The organism is Halomonas kalidii (assembly GCF_030010475.1).
Taxonomy (GTDB): domain Bacteria; phylum Pseudomonadota; class Gammaproteobacteria; order Pseudomonadales; family Halomonadaceae; genus Halomonas; species Halomonas heilongjiangensis.
Window position 1 is genome coordinate 155,735 of record NZ_JASCQN010000025.1, and the last position, 15,608, is coordinate 171,342.

Sequence of the window (15,608 nt, forward strand, 5' to 3'; positions counted from 1 at the left end):
ACGAGATGCTCCAGGACCGACAGCCCGGCCGTCTCGTGGAGCGGGACGGCGAATTGCGCCGGCAGCGGGCCAATGCGCTGCGTTTCCTGGCCATCGATGCCGTGGAGGCGGCAAATTCCGGCCATCCCGGGATGCCCATGGGCATGGCCGATATCGCCGAGGTGTTGTGGACCGGATTTCTCAAGCACAACCCCGGCAACCCGCACTGGCCGGACCGGGATCGCTTCGTCGTCTCCAACGGTCACGGCTCCATGCTGCTCTATGGCCTGCTCCATCTGAGTGGCTACGACCTGCCCTTGGTGGATATCGAGCGCTTTCGGCAGCTCGGCTCGAAGACACCGGGGCACCCGGAGCACGGCCTCACGCCAGGGGTGGAGACCACCGCCGGCCCGCTCGGCCAGGGGCTGGCCAACGCCGTGGGCATGGCCCTGGCGGAGCGGGAGCTCGCCGCCGAGTTCAACCGGCCTGGCCACGCGGTCGTCGACCATCGCACCTACGTGTTCGCCGGTGATGGCTGCCTGATGGAGGGGATCTCCCATGAGGCCTGCTCGCTCGCCGGCGTGCTGGGGCTCGGCAAGTTGACCGTCCTCTACGACGACAACGGCATTTCCATCGACGGCGAGGTGTCCGGCTGGTTCCGCGATGACACGCCTGCGCGCTTCGCGGCCTACGGCTGGCACGTGGTGGCCGGCGTGGACGGCCACGACCCGGTCGCCATCGGCGGGGCCATTGACGAGGCCATCGCAGAAACCACGCGGCCATCGCTGATCTGTTGCCGGACCGTGATCGGCTACGGCTCGCCGGGCAAGGGAAATACCGCCGAGGCGCACGGCGCGCCGCTGGGCGAGGAGGACGCGGCCGCCACGCGCCGGGCGTTGGGCTGGCCGCATCCGCCCTTCGAGGTTCCCGAGGAAGTGCGTGCGGCCTGGGATGGCCGCCGCAAGGGCGAGCAGGCAGAGGGCGAATGGCAGCGGGGCATCGAGGCGTACCGGCGTGCCTTCCCCGAGGCTGCACGAGAGTTGCAGCGCCGTCTCGATGGGCACCTGCCCGAAGCCTTCAATGAGGGCATCCGGGCGCTGATCGAGGCGCTGGCCGAGGAGGCGAGGGCGGATGCCACCCGCAAGCATTCGGGCCGCATCCTGGCGGCGGTGTCCGCCTGGTTGCCGGAGCTCTTCGGCGGTTCCGCCGACCTCACCGGCTCGAACAATACCGACTGGCCGGGCATGTGCGTCCTCGGGGCCGAGCCGATGCGCGGCGGCGGGCGAGGCCGCTACCTGCACTATGGGGTGCGCGAATTCGGCATGGCCGGCGTGATGAACGGGCTGAGCCTGCATGGCGGCTATCGCCCGTTCGGCGGCACCTTCCTGATCTTCTCGGACTACATGCGCAACGGCATGCGCATGTCCGCCTTGATGGGCCGTCCGGTCACCTATGTGCTCAGCCATGACAGCATCGCCCTGGGCGAGGACGGCCCCACCCACCAGCCCATCGAGCAGCTGGCGAGCCTGCGCGCGATCCCCAATTTCACCGTCTACCGGCCGGCGGATGCCGTGGAGACGGCGGTGGGCTGGCGGCTGGCCCTGGAGAGCCGCGCCGGTCCCGTGGCGCTGGTGCTGACCCGCCAGAAAACCGCCGCGCTGACGCACTCCCGCGAGACCATCGACGGTGCCGCCCGGGGCGGCTATGTGCTCGCCGAGGCCGGGGAGGGCGAACCGGGTGGGGCGCCCGACGGCATCCTGATCGCGAGCGGGTCCGAGGTGGGGCTCTGCCTGGAGGCCCGGGCGCGCCTGGCGGCGGCTGGGCATCGGGTGCGGGTCGTCTCGATGCCCTCGTGGGAGCTCTTCGACGCCCAGGCGCCCGACTACCGCGACGCGGTGCTGCCGGCGGCGGTGACGCACCGTCTGGTGGTCGAGGCCGCCGCGCCCCTGGGCTGGGAGCGCTACCTCGGGGCGGCAGGGCGCGCCATCGGCATAGGCGAGTTCGGGGCCTCCGCCCCGGGCGCGGCGCTACTGCACGATCACGGCTTTACCGTCGATCACGTCGTCGACGTCTACGAAAGCCTGGCCTGAACCGGAGCGATCCGTGGCGACTCCGCGGGTCGTTCCGGCAACGGATCTCTGAGCGACAGCCGAGGAGGAAGACGGCCATGACACACCAGCACGCCAAGGCACTCACGGAAACGGTCCAGGCCCTGATGGCGCCCGGGAAAGGCATACTGGCACTGGACGAGAGCAATGCGACCTGTACCGCCCGCTTCGAGGCGGTGGGGGTGCCATCCACCCCGGAGACGCGGCGGCAGTATCGGGAACTGCTGATGACGGCGCCGGGCGCCGAGCACCATATCAGCGGCGCCATCCTCTATGACGAGACGCTACGCCAGGCCACCGCTGACAGGGTTCCCTTCCCGACCCTGCTGCAGGCCCGTGGCCAGGTGCCCGGCATCAAGGTCGATACCGGCGCCAAGGAGCTCGCCAATGCGCCCGGCGAGAAGGTCACCGAAGGGCTCGACGGCCTGCGCGAACGGCTCGCCGAGTACCACGCCCTGGGCGCCCGTTTCGCCAAGTGGCGGGCGGTGATCCGTATCGGCGCCGGCCTGCCGAGCCAGCTCTGCTGTGAAGCGAACGCCCATGCCGTGGCGCGTTACGCGGCGCTCTGCCAGGAAGCCGGCATCGTGCCGATCATCGAGCCGGAGGTGCTGATCGATGGGGATCACGACATCGACCGCTGCGAGACGGTGACCGAGCACAACCTGCGCATCGTGTTCCGGGAGTTGCAGGTCCATCGGGTGTTGCCGGAGGGCGCGATCCTCAAGACCTCCATGGTCATCTCCGGGTTGCGGGCGACGCGGCGAGCCGGCGTGCAGGAGGTCGCCGAACGCACCGTGGCGACCCTGCTGCGCTGCGTGCCTGGCGACCTGGGGGGCGTGGTGTTCCTTTCCGGCGGCCAGGGGAGTGTGGAATCCACGCGGCACCTCGATGCGATGCAGCGACTGGCCGTCGGCCGCGTCCCCTGGCCGATGACCTTCTCCTATGCGCGCGCCCTGCAGCAGCCGGCGCTGGCGATCTGGGGCGCCGACCGGCGGTGCGTCGCCGAGGCGCAGCAGGCGTTCGCGTTTCGGGCACGCATGAATGCCCTGGCCGCCCGCGGCGAGTACCGCGAAGCCCTGGAAACCGAGGCGGCATAACGCGGCCATTTGACACCAGCTCGCTTGGCCATGCGTGTTGGCAGGCCAAGCTTTGGAAGGGAGGTCGGACCATGTCTGCCATGTATCCCATCGTGGCCGTCACCGGGTCGTCCGGGGCGGGTACGACGACGGTGAAGTCGATACTCCAGCGTATCCTGCGGCGCGACCAGTTCAGGGCGGCGTTCGTCGAGGGCGACAGCTTTCATCGCTACAACCGTGCCGAGATGAAGCAACTGGTGGCCGAGAGTCAGGCGCAGGGCAGGAACCTGAGCCACTTCGGTACCGAGGCCAATCTCTTCGAGGAGCTGGAGCACCTGTTTCGCGAATATGGCGAGCGGGGCACCGGGCGCTACCGCCATTACATCCATAACCAGGAAGAGTCGCTGCTCTATGGCAGCCCGCCGGGCACCTTCACGGAGTGGGAGGCCTTCGAGCCGGGCACGGACCTGCTCTTCTACGAGGGACTGCACGGTGCCGTGAAGACCGATACCGTGAACGTGGGCCAGCACGTGGACCTGCTGGTGGGGGTGACACCGATCATCAACCTCGAGTGGATCCAGAAGATCCACCGCGATACCTCGGAGCGGGGCCAGGAGCGGGAGAACGTGACGGAAACGATCCTGCGTCGCCTGCCGGACTACATCAATTACATCGCCCCTCAATTCACCTACACGGATATCAACTTCCAGCGGGTGCCGACCGTGGACACGTCCAATCCGTTCATCGCCCGGGAGATTCCGACCCTGGACGAGAGTCTCGTGGTCGTGCGCTTCCGCAACCCGAAGAAGTTCCATGTGGATTTCCCGTACCTGCTGGCGATGATTCCCGGCTCCTTCATGTCGCGCCGCAACAGCATCGTGATACCCGGCAGCAAGATGGGGCTGGCCCTGGAGATCATCCTGCAGCCGCTGATCGAGAGGCTGGTACTGCGGGCGCGGGAATTCCGTCGCGTCGAGCTGCAGGAGGAGGTGTTGAGCGATTGATGCCCCTGCCGTGATCTCCCGTCCAGTGTTGCGGTCTTGCCCGCCGCTGGGTGGGATGCCTGCCCGCCACGGCGCCCGGTGGCGTTCGCTCGTCCGGTCAGGGTGACAGGGCCTCGGCCATCTTCGGGGCCTGCTCGAACACCAGCGCCTTGAATGCCAGGGCGATGGGGGAGAGTCGCTTGCCGCGCCGGTAGGCCAGGTACCAGTGCCGCGCGATGGGGAAATGCTCCACGTCCAGGATCACCAGGCGCCCGGCCTGCAGGTCCAGCTCCAGCGTATGGCGAGAGACCACGCTCAGGCCGAGTCCGGCCGCCACGGCTTCCTTGATCGCCTCGTTGTCGGCGATCTCCACCTGGATGGCCGGCGAGATCTGACACCGCGAGAACAGCTTTTCCAGGGCGGCCCGGGTGCCGGACGCCGGTTCCCTGACCACGAAGGGCTCGCGCTGCAGGGTCTGGATGCCGATGTCCGCCTGTCCGGCCAGGGGATGGTCAGGTGGGGCGATGACCACCAGCGGGTTGTCCATGAATGCCTCCCCGACCAGGTCCATGGCTTCGGGGGGCTTGCCCATGATGACGATATCCTTCTCGTTGTTTTCCAGCTGCCGGATCAGCGTGCCGCGGTTGGTGACGTCCAGCCTGACGGTGGCCGCCGGGTACTGCTTCAGGAACGCCGAGATCATGCGGGTGGCGAAGCTGCTGGCGGTGGTGGCCACCGACACATTGAGGGTCCCCCGGGAGATATCCTGCATCTGGGCGAACATCTCCCCGGCCTCGTCCAGCTCGTGGAAGATATTGCGGCTGTAGTGCAGCAGTTCCTCGCCGGCACCGGTGAGAAAGATTTTCTTGCCCAGTTGCTCGAACAGCGGCAGGCCCACCGAATCCTCCAGGCGCTTGATCTGCACCGAGACGGCCGGCTGGGTCAGGTGCAGGGCATTGGCGGCCTCGGTGAAGCTGAGCTTTTCCGCCACGGCATTGAAGATGGCGAGTTGTCGGAACGTGACGTGCATGATGCGGCTCCGTGGTGGCCCAGGGACGTCATCGTGGCGGGTGGTCGGCACGATGCTGAAAGTATAAGCATAAATATATGGACATTATAAATATCATTTAATTTTCATTATTCATGACCCTTCTTACACTGATCTGCAGGGGGCCGATAGCGGCCTTGCACGGCGCCGACAGGCGCGACGGAGATGAGGGGGAAAGCACATGGCACGGCAACTGAACCCGAAAGCGAGATATACGCCCGGCGTCATTCCCTACAAGCAGATGGGGTACTGGGAGCCCGACTACGACGTCAAGGACACGGATGTGGTGGCCGTCTTCCGGATCACGCCCCAGGCGGGAGTCGACCCGGAGGAGGCCGCCGCCGCCGTGGCCGGCGAATCGTCCACCGCCACCTGGACGGTGGTGTGGACGGACCGCCTGACCAACTGCGAGCTCTATCGCGCCAAGGCCTTCCAGGTCGATCCGGTGCCCGGCAACCCGGAGCAGTTCTTCGCCTTCATCGCCTATGATCTGGAGCTGTTCGAGCCGGGTTCCATCGCCAATCTCACGGCCTCGATCATCGGCAATGTCTTCGGCTTCAAGGCGGTCAAGGCGCTGCGTCTCGAGGACATGCGCTTTCCCGTCGCCTATCTGAAGACCTTCTCCGGCCCGCCCACCGGCATCGTGGTGGAGCGGGAGCGGCTGGACAAGTTCGGCCGCCCGCTGCTCGGCGCCACCACCAAGCCCAAGCTCGGCCTGTCCGGCCGCAACTACGGCCGCGTGGTCTACGAGGCGCTGCGCGGCGGCCTGGACTTCGTCAAGGACGACGAGAACATCAACTCCCAGAGCTTCATGCACTGGCGCGATCGCTTCCTCTACTGCATGGAGGCGGTGAATCGCGCCTCGGCGGCCACCGGCGAGGTGAAGGGGCATTACCTGAACGTCACCGCCGGTACCATGGAGCAGATGTACGAGCGCGCCGACTTCGCCAAGGAACTGGGGTCGGTGATCGTCATGATCGACCTGGTCGTCGGCTACACGGCCATCCAGTCCATGGCCAACTGGTGCCGCCGCAACGACATGATCCTGCACCTGCACCGGGCGGGCCACGGCACCTATACCCGGCAGAAGAGCCATGGCGTGGCCTTCCGCGTGATCGCCAAGTGGATGCGCATGGCGGGGGTCGACCATATCCACGCCGGCACCGTGGTGGGCAAGCTGGAAGGCGACCCCCACATGATCAAGGGCATCTACGACACCTGCCGGGAGACCCGGACGCCGAGGAACCTGGAGACCGGCCTGTTCTTCGATCAGGACTGGGCCTCCCTGAACAAGGTCATGCCGGTGGCCTCCGGCGGCATTCACGCCGGCCAGATGCACCAGCTGCTGACCTATCTGGGCGACGACACCGTGCTGCAGTTCGGCGGCGGCACCATCGGCCATCCCCGGGGCATCGCCGCCGGCGCCCAGGCCAACCGCGTCGCCCTGGAAGCCATGGTGCTGGCACGCAACGAGGGACGCGACATCTGGCACGAAGGCCCGGCGATCCTCGACCAGGCAGCCCGGTGGTGCACGCCGTTGCGCCAGGCCCTGGAGGTCTGGAAGGACATCACCTTCGACTACGCGTCAACGGACACCCCGGACTTCGTCGTGCAGGAGACGGTCTCGGCTTGAGGAAAGGCTACGGCCCGGGCGCGGTGTCCCGTTACTGAAATCGGTGGAGGATCGATCATGCACATTACCCAAGGCCAGTTTTCCTTCCTGCCCGCCTTGACCGACGAGCAGATCAAGCGCCAGGTCAAGTGGGCCCTGGACCACGAGTGGGCGGTCAGCGTGGAGTACACGGACGACCCCCATCCCCGCAACACCTACTGGGAGATGCATGGGCATCCGATGTTCGACCTGCGCGACCCGGCCGGCGTGATGGAGGAGATCACGGCGTGTCGCCTGGCCTTTCCCAACCACTACATCCGGGTGATGGCGTTCGATTCCAGCGAGGGCTGGGAGACGCCGCGGATGTCCTTCATCGTCAATCGGCCCGACCACGAGCCGGGCTTCCGGGTCGAGCGCCAGGAGGGGCCGGGCCGGTCGCTGCGCTACACCGTCAGGTCCTACGCCGTCGAGCGGCCCGAGGGCCAGCGCTATTGATCGAACAGGGCCCCGGGGACGACGCCTGCCCGGGGCCGCCGAACGCCGGGGGGAAGCCCATGAACACGGCACAGTCCCATGTCGAACGTCGCATCACGCTCGAGGGCGAGGGTGTGCAGCGGGTCCTGGAGCGGGTGAAGCGGGACCTGGTCGGGCTCGCCCCGGTCAAGGCCCGGATCGGCCAGATCGCCGCCCTGCTGATGGTGGATCGGGCCCGTCGCGAGCTCGGCCTGACCACCGAGCCGCCGACCCTTCACATGTCCTTCACCGGCAATCCGGGCACGGGCAAGACCACCATGGCGCTGCGCATGGCGGAGATCCTGCACGAACTGGGTTACGTGCGCTCGAGCCATGTGATCGCGGTGACCCGCGACGACCTGGTCGGCCAGTACATCGGCCATACCGCGCCCAAGACCAAGGAGGTGATCAAGCGCGCCATGGGCGGCGTGCTGTTCATCGACGAGGCCTATTACCTGTATCGCCCGGAGAACGAGCGCGACTATGGCCAGGAGTCCATCGAGATCCTGCTCCAGGCGATGGAGAACGATCGCGACGACCTGGTGGTCATCGTCGCCGGCTACCAGGACCGCATGGACCGCTTCTTCCAGTCCAACCCCGGGCTGCATTCCCGCATCGCCCATCACATCGAGTTTCCGGACTACAGCGCGGAGGAACTGTTGACGGTCGGCGACCTGCTGCTGGAGGAGCAGGGCTACCACTTTACCGAGGCCGGCCGGCAGGCGTTCGCGGACTATCTCGAGCGGCGGATGCAGCAGCCGCACTTCTCCAACGCCCGCTCGGTGCGCAACGCCCTGGATCGCTTCCGGCTGCGCCAGGCGATGCGACTGGTGGAGCAGGGCGGGTCACTGGGTGCCGAGGAGCTGGCCGCCATCGATGCCCGGGAGGTACTGGCGAGCAGCGTCTTCGGCAAGGCATCCGGTGCGGACGCCAAACCCGCCGGCCAGGACGGATCCTGAACCGTCCCGGCCTCGTCGAGATCCCCCATGCACAGACTACCCGACGCCGGTCACCTCATCGCTCCCTCCATTTTCGTCGGGCGGCATCGCCATTATCAAAGACCGACGAGTGCCGGCAGCTCGCGAACGTCGCGAATCTCGGTGGCGCCGTAGCCCTGGCAGTAAGGCTCATGATTGCGGTTGACGAACGCCTTGTTCTTGATACCCATCAGCTGCGCAGGGATCAGGTCGTAGCGGAAGCTGGAGGAGACGTGAAGCAGCTCTTCCGGCGCGCAGCCGAGCGTGTCGATCATCGCCTCGAAGGCGGCGAAGCGCGGCTTGTAGACCTTGAAGGTGTCGGCGGTGAAGACCTCGTGGAACGGCACCTCGAGCTTGGCGACGTTGGAGTCGATCTGGTCGTTGCTGGCATTGGAGTAGATGACCAGCGGGATCTTGCCGGCGATCTTCGACAGACCTTCGATCACGTCCGGGTGTGGCCCCCAGCTCGGTACGGCATCGTAGTACTTCTGCCCAACGGCATCGTCGTACTTGATGCCCCAGCGTGCGCAGGTGCGCTCGAGAGCGGACTTGAGGACCTCGACATAGGGCCTCCATTCACCCAGCACCGCGTCATAACGATAGGCGCTGAAATCGTCGACGAAACGATCCATGCGTTCGGGCTCGGGAATCTGGTCCGCAAAGAACTCACGCGTCAACTTGCCCATCTGGAAGTTGGTCAGGGTGCCGTAGCAGTCGAAGGTGATGAATTTGGGGCGGAATATGCTCATGTCGTTATCCTTGTGCAGGGTGGTTTAACAGCGGGGTGGCCTTTGCACCTCGCATGAATCGATTAGACCATCCAGGGGGTGGCAGATGATGTCTAATCGGTGGTCGGTGAAGCACAAAACGCCGTTTTTATGGGCCTCGCTGGCACAATTCATGGCACGCTGTGATAGCCGGAAAATTCCGCCATCGAGGCCATTCCTTGACACCCCCCCGACTGGGGAGGCGCCTCTCATTCAGCGAATACCGCCGACGCACAGGTACTTGATCTCGATGTAGTCGTCGATGCCGTACTTCGACCCCTCGCGGCCTATGCCCGACTCCTTGACCCCGCCGAAGGGCGCCACCTCACTGGAGATGATGCCTTCGTTCAAGCCGACGATGCCGAATTCCAGGGCCTCCGCCACACGCCAGGAGCGGGCGAGATCACGGGTGTAGAAGTAGCTGGCCAGGCCGAAGGGGGTGTCGTTGGCCAGCGCTATCGCGTCTTCCTCGCTATCGAAGCGGATCAGGGGCGCCACCGGGCCGAAGGTCTCCTCGCGCATCAGCAGCGCGTCGCGGGAGACATCGGTGAGGATCGCCGGTTGCAGGAAGTTGCCGCCGCGGGCATGGGACACGCCGCCCGTCAGCAGGTGGGCACCACCCGTCACGGCATCCTCGATATGCTCCTGCACCTTGGCCACGGCGCGTTCGTCGATCAGCGGCCCCAGCGTCACCCCTTCCTCGAAACCATCGCCCACCGACAGCGCCTCGACGGCGGCCTTGAGCTTGTCGGCAAAGGCATCGTAGACACCGTTCTGTACCAATACCCGGTTGGCGCACACGCAGGTCTGGCCGGTATTGCGGAACTTGGAGGCCATCACCCCGGCCACCGCCGCGTCCAGGTCGGCGTCGTCGAAGATGATGAAGGGCGCATTGCCGCCCAGCTCCATGGACACCTTCTTCACGGTATCGGCGCAGCGCTGCATCAACTGCTTGCCGACCTCGGTGGAGCCGGTGAAGGTGAGCTTGCGTACCGCGGGGTTGTCGGTCAGCTCGTTGCCGACCACCGAGGCCTTGCCGGTGACGATGTTGAGCACGCCCTTGGGCACGCCGGCCTGCTCGGCCAGTTCGGCCAGCGCCAGGGCCGAGAACGGCGTGGCGCTGGCCGGCTTGATCACGATGCTGCAGCCCGCTGCCAGGGCGGCGGCGGCCTTGCGGGTGATCATGGCGTTGGGGAAGTTCCACGGCGTGATCGCCGCCACGACGCCGATCGGCTGCTTGAGCACCAGGGTGCGCCGGCCGTCGCTCGTGCTGGGGATGATGTCGCCGTAGACCCGCTTGGCCTCCTCGGCGAACCACTCGATGAAGGCGGAACCGTAGGCGATCTCGCCGCGTGCCTCGGCCAGGGGCTTGCCCTGCTCCAGGGTCAGCAGTTGCGCCAGTGCCTCCTGCTGCTCCATGCACAGCTCGAACCAGCGCCGCAGGATGACGGCGCGCGCCTTGGCGGTCATGGCGGCCCAGCCGGCGCCGGCCGCTTCGGCGGCGCGGATGGCGCCGCGGACTTCCTCGGCGGAGAGACTGGGCACGCTGCCGATCGCCTCACCGGACGACGGGTTATGGACCGTCAGGGTCCGGCCATCGGCGGCCGATACCCAGGCACCATCGATATAGCACTGCTCACGCAGCAGGGTTGTCGCTTGTTTCATGTCGATTCCTGTTTTTCTCGTTGGTGAGTCGTGGGGGCTCAATAGCCACGCTGACGGTCGACGACCCCGACCATCTCGCGGCCCTCACCATGGCGGGCGATATTGTCCAGTACCGTTTCGACGGCACCTGCCGGCTGGGTCATGCTGGCCACATGAGGCGTCATCAGGACCCGCGGGTGATGCCAGAGTGGGTGGTCGGCGGGCGGCGGCTCGGGATCGAACACGTCCAGCACCGCCGCCGACAACTGCCCACTGTCCAGCGCCGCCAGCAGATCCGCGGCGACCAGATGCGGGCCACGGCCGACATTGACCAGCGAGGCGCCACGCGGCAGGCGCGCGAACAGCTCGGCATCGAGGATGCCGCGGGTGCGATCGGTCAGCGGCAGCAGGCAGATCAGGATCTCGCTACCGGCGAGGAACTCCGACAATTCGTCGTTACCGGCGAAACACGCCACGCCCTCCAAATGGCGGCGGGTGCGGCTCCAGCCGCGGCAGGCAAAGCCCAAGGTGGTCAAGCGCTGCGCCACGGCGGTGCCCAACTGGCCCAGGCCGAGGATGCCCACCCGGCACTGCGAGGCGGGACGCACCCGCAAGGCCTGCCAGGCCGCCTCACGCTGCTGGCCGATGTAATCGATCAGGTTGCGGTGCAGGGCCAATACCGCCATGGCGACATACTCCTGCATCGTGGCGGCGATGCCCGGCTCCTGCATGCGCAGCAGCGGCACGTGATCGGGAATGGCGTTCAGATCGAACTGATCGACGCCGGCGCCGATGGAGAATGCCAGCTCGAGATTGGGGAAGCGTTCGGCGAGATTGTCGGGCGGCTCCCACATGGCGAGATAGCGTACCGCCCCGGGATCGCCGACATCGGGCCAGAGGCGAAAATCCAGATGAGGGGCCTTCTCGGCGAACAGCCTTTGCCACTCACGGCCGCGCTCCGGGTCTGCCTTGTAGACGAAACTCGTCGTCATACCTTTTCTACTCCTTGTGCTCCTGCCGCTTCGCACGGCGCTTACTCATGGAGGCAGGGGTTACCCACGTTGTCTGACGCTACGGGGGCAGGCCATGGGGCAACGCCCCATGGCTTACCCGGTGCTGATGCTGTGTCGGTGGTATTACGAGGACGCCGTATGGCAGCACGAGCAGGCTTTCTCGGTGTCACCCTGGGGGGCCTGCTCTTCCGGGGCCGACGCTGCGGGCTCGCGGTCGGCCGAGGTGTAGAAAGCGTCGGCGTGGATGTTGTCCGCCGGCACGCCGCGGGCCAGCAGCAACTCGGTGGCCGCTTCCACCATGGGCGGCGGGCCGGCCAGGTAGGCCCGGCAGCCGGTCACCCTCTCCCAGCGCATCGCCAGCACCTCGGTCACCAGGCCGGTGCTGCGCCCGGTGGCGCCGCTGGGCGCCGAGAGCACGATGTCGGTCCGCAGGTTGCCGTGGCGTCTGGCCAGTTCCTCGAAGTGGGGTTCCAGGTAGACGTCGCGCTCATCCCGGGCCCCGAAGTAGAAGTGAATCGGCTGACGCATGCCGGCGGCCAGTGCCGTCTCGAGAATCGACTTCACCGGCGCCAGGCCCGAGCCGCCCGCCACCACCACGATGGGGCCGCTGTGGCGTTCGCGCAGATGCGAGGTGCCGTACGGGCCTTCCACCTGAACGCTATCCCCCACCGCCAGTTCCCGGGCCACATGGGCACTGGTGGTACCTCCCGGCACATGCCGCACGTGGAACTCGATGATGGGCTCATCCGGCCGGTTGGCCATGGAGTACTCCCGCGGCGGGCAGCCGGGGAAGGTCACCTGGGCATACTGGCCGGCGGTGAAGGTAAAGGGGCCGCCACTTTCCACCTGCAGACGGACCCGCTTGATGTCGTGGGTGACGTCGTCGAGTTCCGCCACCACACAGTCCAGTTTCTGCAGCGGGTGGGCGGCGAGTTCCTCGTCGTCGCCGAACCAGGCGAGAGTGCAGTCGCTGCGTGGCATGGCGCGACAGGCGAGCACCAGGCCGGCGTCACGCTCCTCCTCGCTGAGCGAGAAGCGCGTATGGGGGAGCATCTCGACCTCGCCATCCACCAGCCGCGACTTGCAGGCGCCGCAACGGCCGGCCTGGCAGCTGTGGGGGTAGGCGATGCCCGCCGCCAGGGCGGCATCGAGGATGGTGTCGCCGTCCTCCACGGTGATGGCCTTGCCGGCCGTCGTGATCTGAACGTCGTGACTCATGTTCTTGTTCTCCGAGCGTTGTTTAGGCGCCTCCCGCTTGGGGGAGGCGCGTCGTCAGTCAGGCAGTCAAGCGGCTTGCGTGACCGGGTGGCCAACCGGGGCGGCCTCATCCGCTTCGATCACGATCGGCGGCCGGAAGCCCTTGAGGCGCAGCGCGTTGGTGAGCACGCAGATGCTCGAAGCGGCCATGGCCACGGCGGCGAAGATCGGCGAGAGCAGGATCCCGAAGGCGGGAAACAGCGCGCCGGCGGCCACCGGGATCAGCACGGTGTTGTAGGCGAAGGCCCAGAACAGGTTCTGCTTGATGTTGCGGATGGTGGCCCGGGACAGCGCGATGGCATTGGGCACGTTGCGCAGGTCGCCGGACATCAGCACCACCTCGGCGGACTCGATGGCGATGTCGGTACCGGTGCCGATGGCGATGCCCACGTCGGCCTGGGCCAGCGCCGGCGCATCGTTGATGCCGTCACCCACGAAGGCCACCAGGCCGCCTTCGGCCTGCAGGCTCTTCACCGCATCCACCTTGCCGTCGGGCAGCACCTCGGCCACCACCTTGTCGATGCCGAGGCGGCGGGCGATGGCCTCGGCGGTGCGCCGGTTGTCGCCGGTGATCATCGCGACCTGCAGGCCCTCGGCGTGCAGCGCGCGGATGGCGGCCGGCGTGGACTCCTTGATCGGGTCGGCGACGGCGATGATGGCGGCCAGGCGGCCGTCGATGGCGGCATACAGCGGGCTCTTGCCCTCGTCGGCGAGGCGGTGCGCGGTCTTGGCGAAGACCTCCACGTCCAGGCCCAGCTTGCGCATGTAGCGGTCGGCACCGACGTCCACCCGATGGCCATCGACCTGTGCCGCGACACCGAAGCCGGGGATCGCCTCGAAGTCCTGGGTGGTGGCGGGTTCCAGCCCGCGGGCCTTGGCGGCGTTGACGATCGCCTCGGCGATGGGGTGTTCCGACTGGCGCTCGACGGAAGCCACCAGGCGCAGGGTGTCGGCCTCGTCGACGTCATTGGCCACCACCAGGTCGGTGAGTTCGGGCCGGCCCCGGGTCAGGGTCCCGGTCTTGTCCAGGGCGATCACCTTGGCGTCGCGCAGCGACTGCAGGGCTTCGCCCTTGCGGAACAGCACGCCCATCTTCGCTGCCTTGCCGGTGCCCACCATGATGGAGGTGGGGGTGGCCAGGCCCATGGCACACGGACAGGCGATGATCAGCACGGCCACGCCGTTGACCAGGGCGAAGGTCAGCGCCGGGGCGGGGCCGAAGATCAGCCAGATGCCCACGGTGACCAGGGCCGCGGCGATCACCGCCGGCACGAAATAGTTGGTGACCTTGTCCACCATGGCCTGGATGGGCAGCTTCGAGCCCTGGGCCTGCTCGACCATGCGCACGATCTGCGCGAGCAGGGTGTCGGCGCCGACCTTGGTGGCCTCGAAGGTGAAGCTGCCCACCTTGTTGATGGTGCCGCCGACCACGTCCACACCGGCCTCCTTGCGCACCGGCACGGGTTCGCCGGTGATCATCGACTCGTCGACGAAGGAACTGCCGTCGATGACCTGGCCGTCCACCGGGACCTTCTCGCCGGGCCGCACCAGCACGACATCGCCCTGGCGTACCTCGTCGATACCGATCTCCATTTCCTGGCCGTCGCGGACCACGCGGGCGGTCTTGGCCTGGAGCTTCATCAGCGCCTTGATGGCCTCGCTGGTGCGGCCCTTGGCGATGGCCTCGAAATAGCGGCCGACGAGAATCAGCAGGATGATTACCGCCGAGGCCTCGAAATAGACGTTCACCGTGCCGGCCGGCAGTACCTGGGGCAGGAAGGTGGCGACCACCGAATAGCCCCAGGCGGCGGAGGTGCCCAGCATCACCAGGGAGTTCATGTCCGGGCCGCCGCGCATCAACGCCGGCCAGCCCTTCTGGTAGAAGCGCAGGCCGGGGCCGAACTGCACGATCGAGGCCAGAACGAAGAACAGATAGAACAGGTTCTGTTGTCCCATGCTCATCTGCAGCCAGTGATGGAGTCCCGGAATGAAGTGCGAGCCCATCTCCAGCACGAAGAGGGGCAGCGTGAACACCCCGGCGATGGTGACCGCGCGCTTCAGCTCGGAGATTTCTCGCTCGCGGGCCTCGCGCTCACGGTCACTGCGGTCCGGTGCGTCGCTGGCGGCTTCGGCGTCGTAGCCCGCGGCCTGCACCGCCTCGATCAGGGCCTGCGGGGTCACGGCCTCGGCGATCACTTTCAGGGTCGCCGTTGACGTGGCCAGGTTGACGCTGGCGTCGAGCACGCCGGGTACGCCGGCGAGCTTGCGTTCCACGCGGCCGACGCAGGAGGCGCAGCTCATGCCCTTGACCGTCAGCTCGAGGGTGTCGGTGACGGCGGGATAGCCGGCGCTGTCCACCGCCTGCACGACACCGGCGATGTCCGCCTTGTCGGCGGCGAACGCCACCTGGGCGCGTTGGGTGGCCAGGTTGACGGAGGCATCGATGACCCCCGGCACGCCGCGGATCGCCTTCTCGACTCGACCCACGCAGGAGGCGCAGCTCATGCCCTCGATCCCCAGGGAGTATGAAGCGCCCGTGTCAGGGGTCTCCCCCTTGGTCGATCCTATCTTGGTGATGTTATTGGTTGGCATGGTCCAAGTTCCTCTGGTGTGCCGCAGTGGTCAGTGTGT

At 67.0% G+C, this 15,608-nt stretch carries 12 protein-coding genes; 6 read left to right on the forward strand and 6 right to left on the reverse strand.

Translation table 11 applies throughout. The annotated features are described in order from the left end of the window. The first annotated feature begins 5 nt into the window (after positions 1–5). From tkt to QLQ85_RS05410, 3 genes are all read left to right on the forward strand, one after another. Complete coding sequence (tkt, locus tag QLQ85_RS05400) at positions 6–2,069, forward strand: transketolase (protein ID WP_407650349.1); 2,064 nt, start codon at positions 6–8, stop codon at positions 2,067–2,069. A gap of 77 nt (positions 2,070–2,146) precedes the next feature. Further along, the gene (locus QLQ85_RS05405) at positions 2,147–3,184 is read left to right on the forward strand and encodes a class I fructose-bisphosphate aldolase (RefSeq protein ID WP_282738048.1); all 1,038 of its coding nucleotides are present in this window, start codon (positions 2,147–2,149) and stop codon (positions 3,182–3,184) included. A 71-nt stretch (positions 3,185–3,255) separates the two neighbouring features. Then, on the forward strand, positions 3,256–4,167 hold the full coding sequence (locus QLQ85_RS05410; RefSeq protein WP_282738049.1) for a phosphoribulokinase: 912 nt from the start codon (positions 3,256–3,258) through the stop codon (positions 4,165–4,167). Between the two features lie 97 nt (positions 4,168–4,264). Here the strand turns inward: QLQ85_RS05410 and QLQ85_RS05415 are convergent, their stop codons facing one another. Continuing rightward, positions 4,265–5,176: a LysR family transcriptional regulator gene (locus QLQ85_RS05415; protein ID WP_282738050.1), complete on the reverse strand. Its 912-nt coding sequence runs from the start codon at positions 5,174–5,176 to the stop codon at positions 4,265–4,267. A gap of 199 nt (positions 5,177–5,375) precedes the next feature. Between QLQ85_RS05415 and QLQ85_RS05420 the strand changes: the two genes are divergently transcribed. From QLQ85_RS05420 to cbbX, 3 genes are read left to right on the forward strand one after another with little or no spacing between them, the layout of a single operon-like run. Next, a complete protein-coding gene (locus QLQ85_RS05420) occupies positions 5,376–6,827 on the forward strand; it encodes a form I ribulose bisphosphate carboxylase large subunit (RefSeq protein ID WP_282738051.1) in 1,452 nt (483 codons plus the stop codon). 57 nt (positions 6,828–6,884) lie between these two features. Continuing rightward, positions 6,885–7,301 (forward strand): ribulose bisphosphate carboxylase small subunit, encoded by a 417-nt coding sequence (locus tag QLQ85_RS05425; RefSeq protein WP_282738052.1) that lies wholly within the window; start codon positions 6,885–6,887, stop codon positions 7,299–7,301. A 59-nt stretch (positions 7,302–7,360) separates the two neighbouring features. Beyond that, on the forward strand, positions 7,361–8,278 hold the full coding sequence (gene cbbX, locus QLQ85_RS05430; RefSeq protein ID WP_282738053.1) for a CbbX protein: 918 nt from the start codon (positions 7,361–7,363) through the stop codon (positions 8,276–8,278). 95 nt (positions 8,279–8,373) lie between these two features. Here the strand turns inward: cbbX and QLQ85_RS05435 are convergent, their stop codons facing one another. The 5 genes from QLQ85_RS05435 to QLQ85_RS05455 form a co-directional block, all read right to left on the reverse strand. Next, complete coding sequence (locus QLQ85_RS05435) at positions 8,374–9,045, reverse strand: haloacid dehalogenase type II (protein ID WP_282738054.1); 672 nt, start codon at positions 9,043–9,045, stop codon at positions 8,374–8,376. A 231-nt stretch (positions 9,046–9,276) separates the two neighbouring features. After that, positions 9,277–10,728, reverse strand: a complete 1,452-nt coding sequence (locus QLQ85_RS05440) for an NAD-dependent succinate-semialdehyde dehydrogenase (RefSeq protein WP_282738055.1) — start codon at positions 10,726–10,728, stop codon at positions 9,277–9,279. A 38-nt stretch (positions 10,729–10,766) separates the two neighbouring features. Continuing rightward, the gene (locus QLQ85_RS05445) at positions 10,767–11,699 is read right to left on the reverse strand and encodes a 2-hydroxyacid dehydrogenase (RefSeq protein ID WP_282738056.1); all 933 of its coding nucleotides are present in this window, start codon (positions 11,697–11,699) and stop codon (positions 10,767–10,769) included. Between the two features lie 144 nt (positions 11,700–11,843). Next, positions 11,844–12,938 (reverse strand): NADH:ubiquinone reductase (Na(+)-transporting) subunit F, encoded by a 1,095-nt coding sequence (locus tag QLQ85_RS05450; protein ID WP_282738057.1) that lies wholly within the window; start codon positions 12,936–12,938, stop codon positions 11,844–11,846. Between the two features lie 66 nt (positions 12,939–13,004). Beyond that, complete coding sequence (locus QLQ85_RS05455) at positions 13,005–15,569, reverse strand: heavy metal translocating P-type ATPase (protein WP_282738058.1); 2,565 nt, start codon at positions 15,567–15,569, stop codon at positions 13,005–13,007. Between the last annotated feature and the right edge of the window lie 39 nt (positions 15,570–15,608).

Bases quoted from the DNA above. Each gene is read 5' to 3' on its own strand.
- QLQ85_RS05450 (WP_282738057.1), bottom strand. From the start codon at position 12,938: ATGAGTCACGACGTTCAGATCACGACGGCCGGCAAGGCCATCACCGTG.
- tkt (WP_407650349.1), top strand. From the start codon at position 6: ATGCTCCAGGACCGACAGCCCGGCCGTCTCGTGGAGCGGGACGGCGAA.
- QLQ85_RS05455 (WP_282738058.1), bottom strand. From the start codon at position 15,569: ATGCCAACCAATAACATCACCAAGATAGGATCGACCAAGGGGGAGACC.
- QLQ85_RS05425 (WP_282738052.1), top strand. From the start codon at position 6,885: ATGCACATTACCCAAGGCCAGTTTTCCTTCCTGCCCGCCTTGACCGAC.
- QLQ85_RS05405 (WP_282738048.1), top strand. From the start codon at position 2,147: ATGACACACCAGCACGCCAAGGCACTCACGGAAACGGTCCAGGCCCTG.
- cbbX (WP_282738053.1), top strand. From the start codon at position 7,361: ATGAACACGGCACAGTCCCATGTCGAACGTCGCATCACGCTCGAGGGC.
- QLQ85_RS05435 (WP_282738054.1), bottom strand. From the start codon at position 9,045: ATGAGCATATTCCGCCCCAAATTCATCACCTTCGACTGCTACGGCACC.
- QLQ85_RS05445 (WP_282738056.1), bottom strand. From the start codon at position 11,699: ATGACGACGAGTTTCGTCTACAAGGCAGACCCGGAGCGCGGCCGTGAG.
- QLQ85_RS05410 (WP_282738049.1), top strand. From the start codon at position 3,256: ATGTCTGCCATGTATCCCATCGTGGCCGTCACCGGGTCGTCCGGGGCG.
- QLQ85_RS05440 (WP_282738055.1), bottom strand. From the start codon at position 10,728: ATGAAACAAGCGACAACCCTGCTGCGTGAGCAGTGCTATATCGATGGT.
- QLQ85_RS05420 (WP_282738051.1), top strand. From the start codon at position 5,376: ATGGCACGGCAACTGAACCCGAAAGCGAGATATACGCCCGGCGTCATT.
- QLQ85_RS05415 (WP_282738050.1), bottom strand. From the start codon at position 5,176: ATGCACGTCACGTTCCGACAACTCGCCATCTTCAATGCCGTGGCGGAA.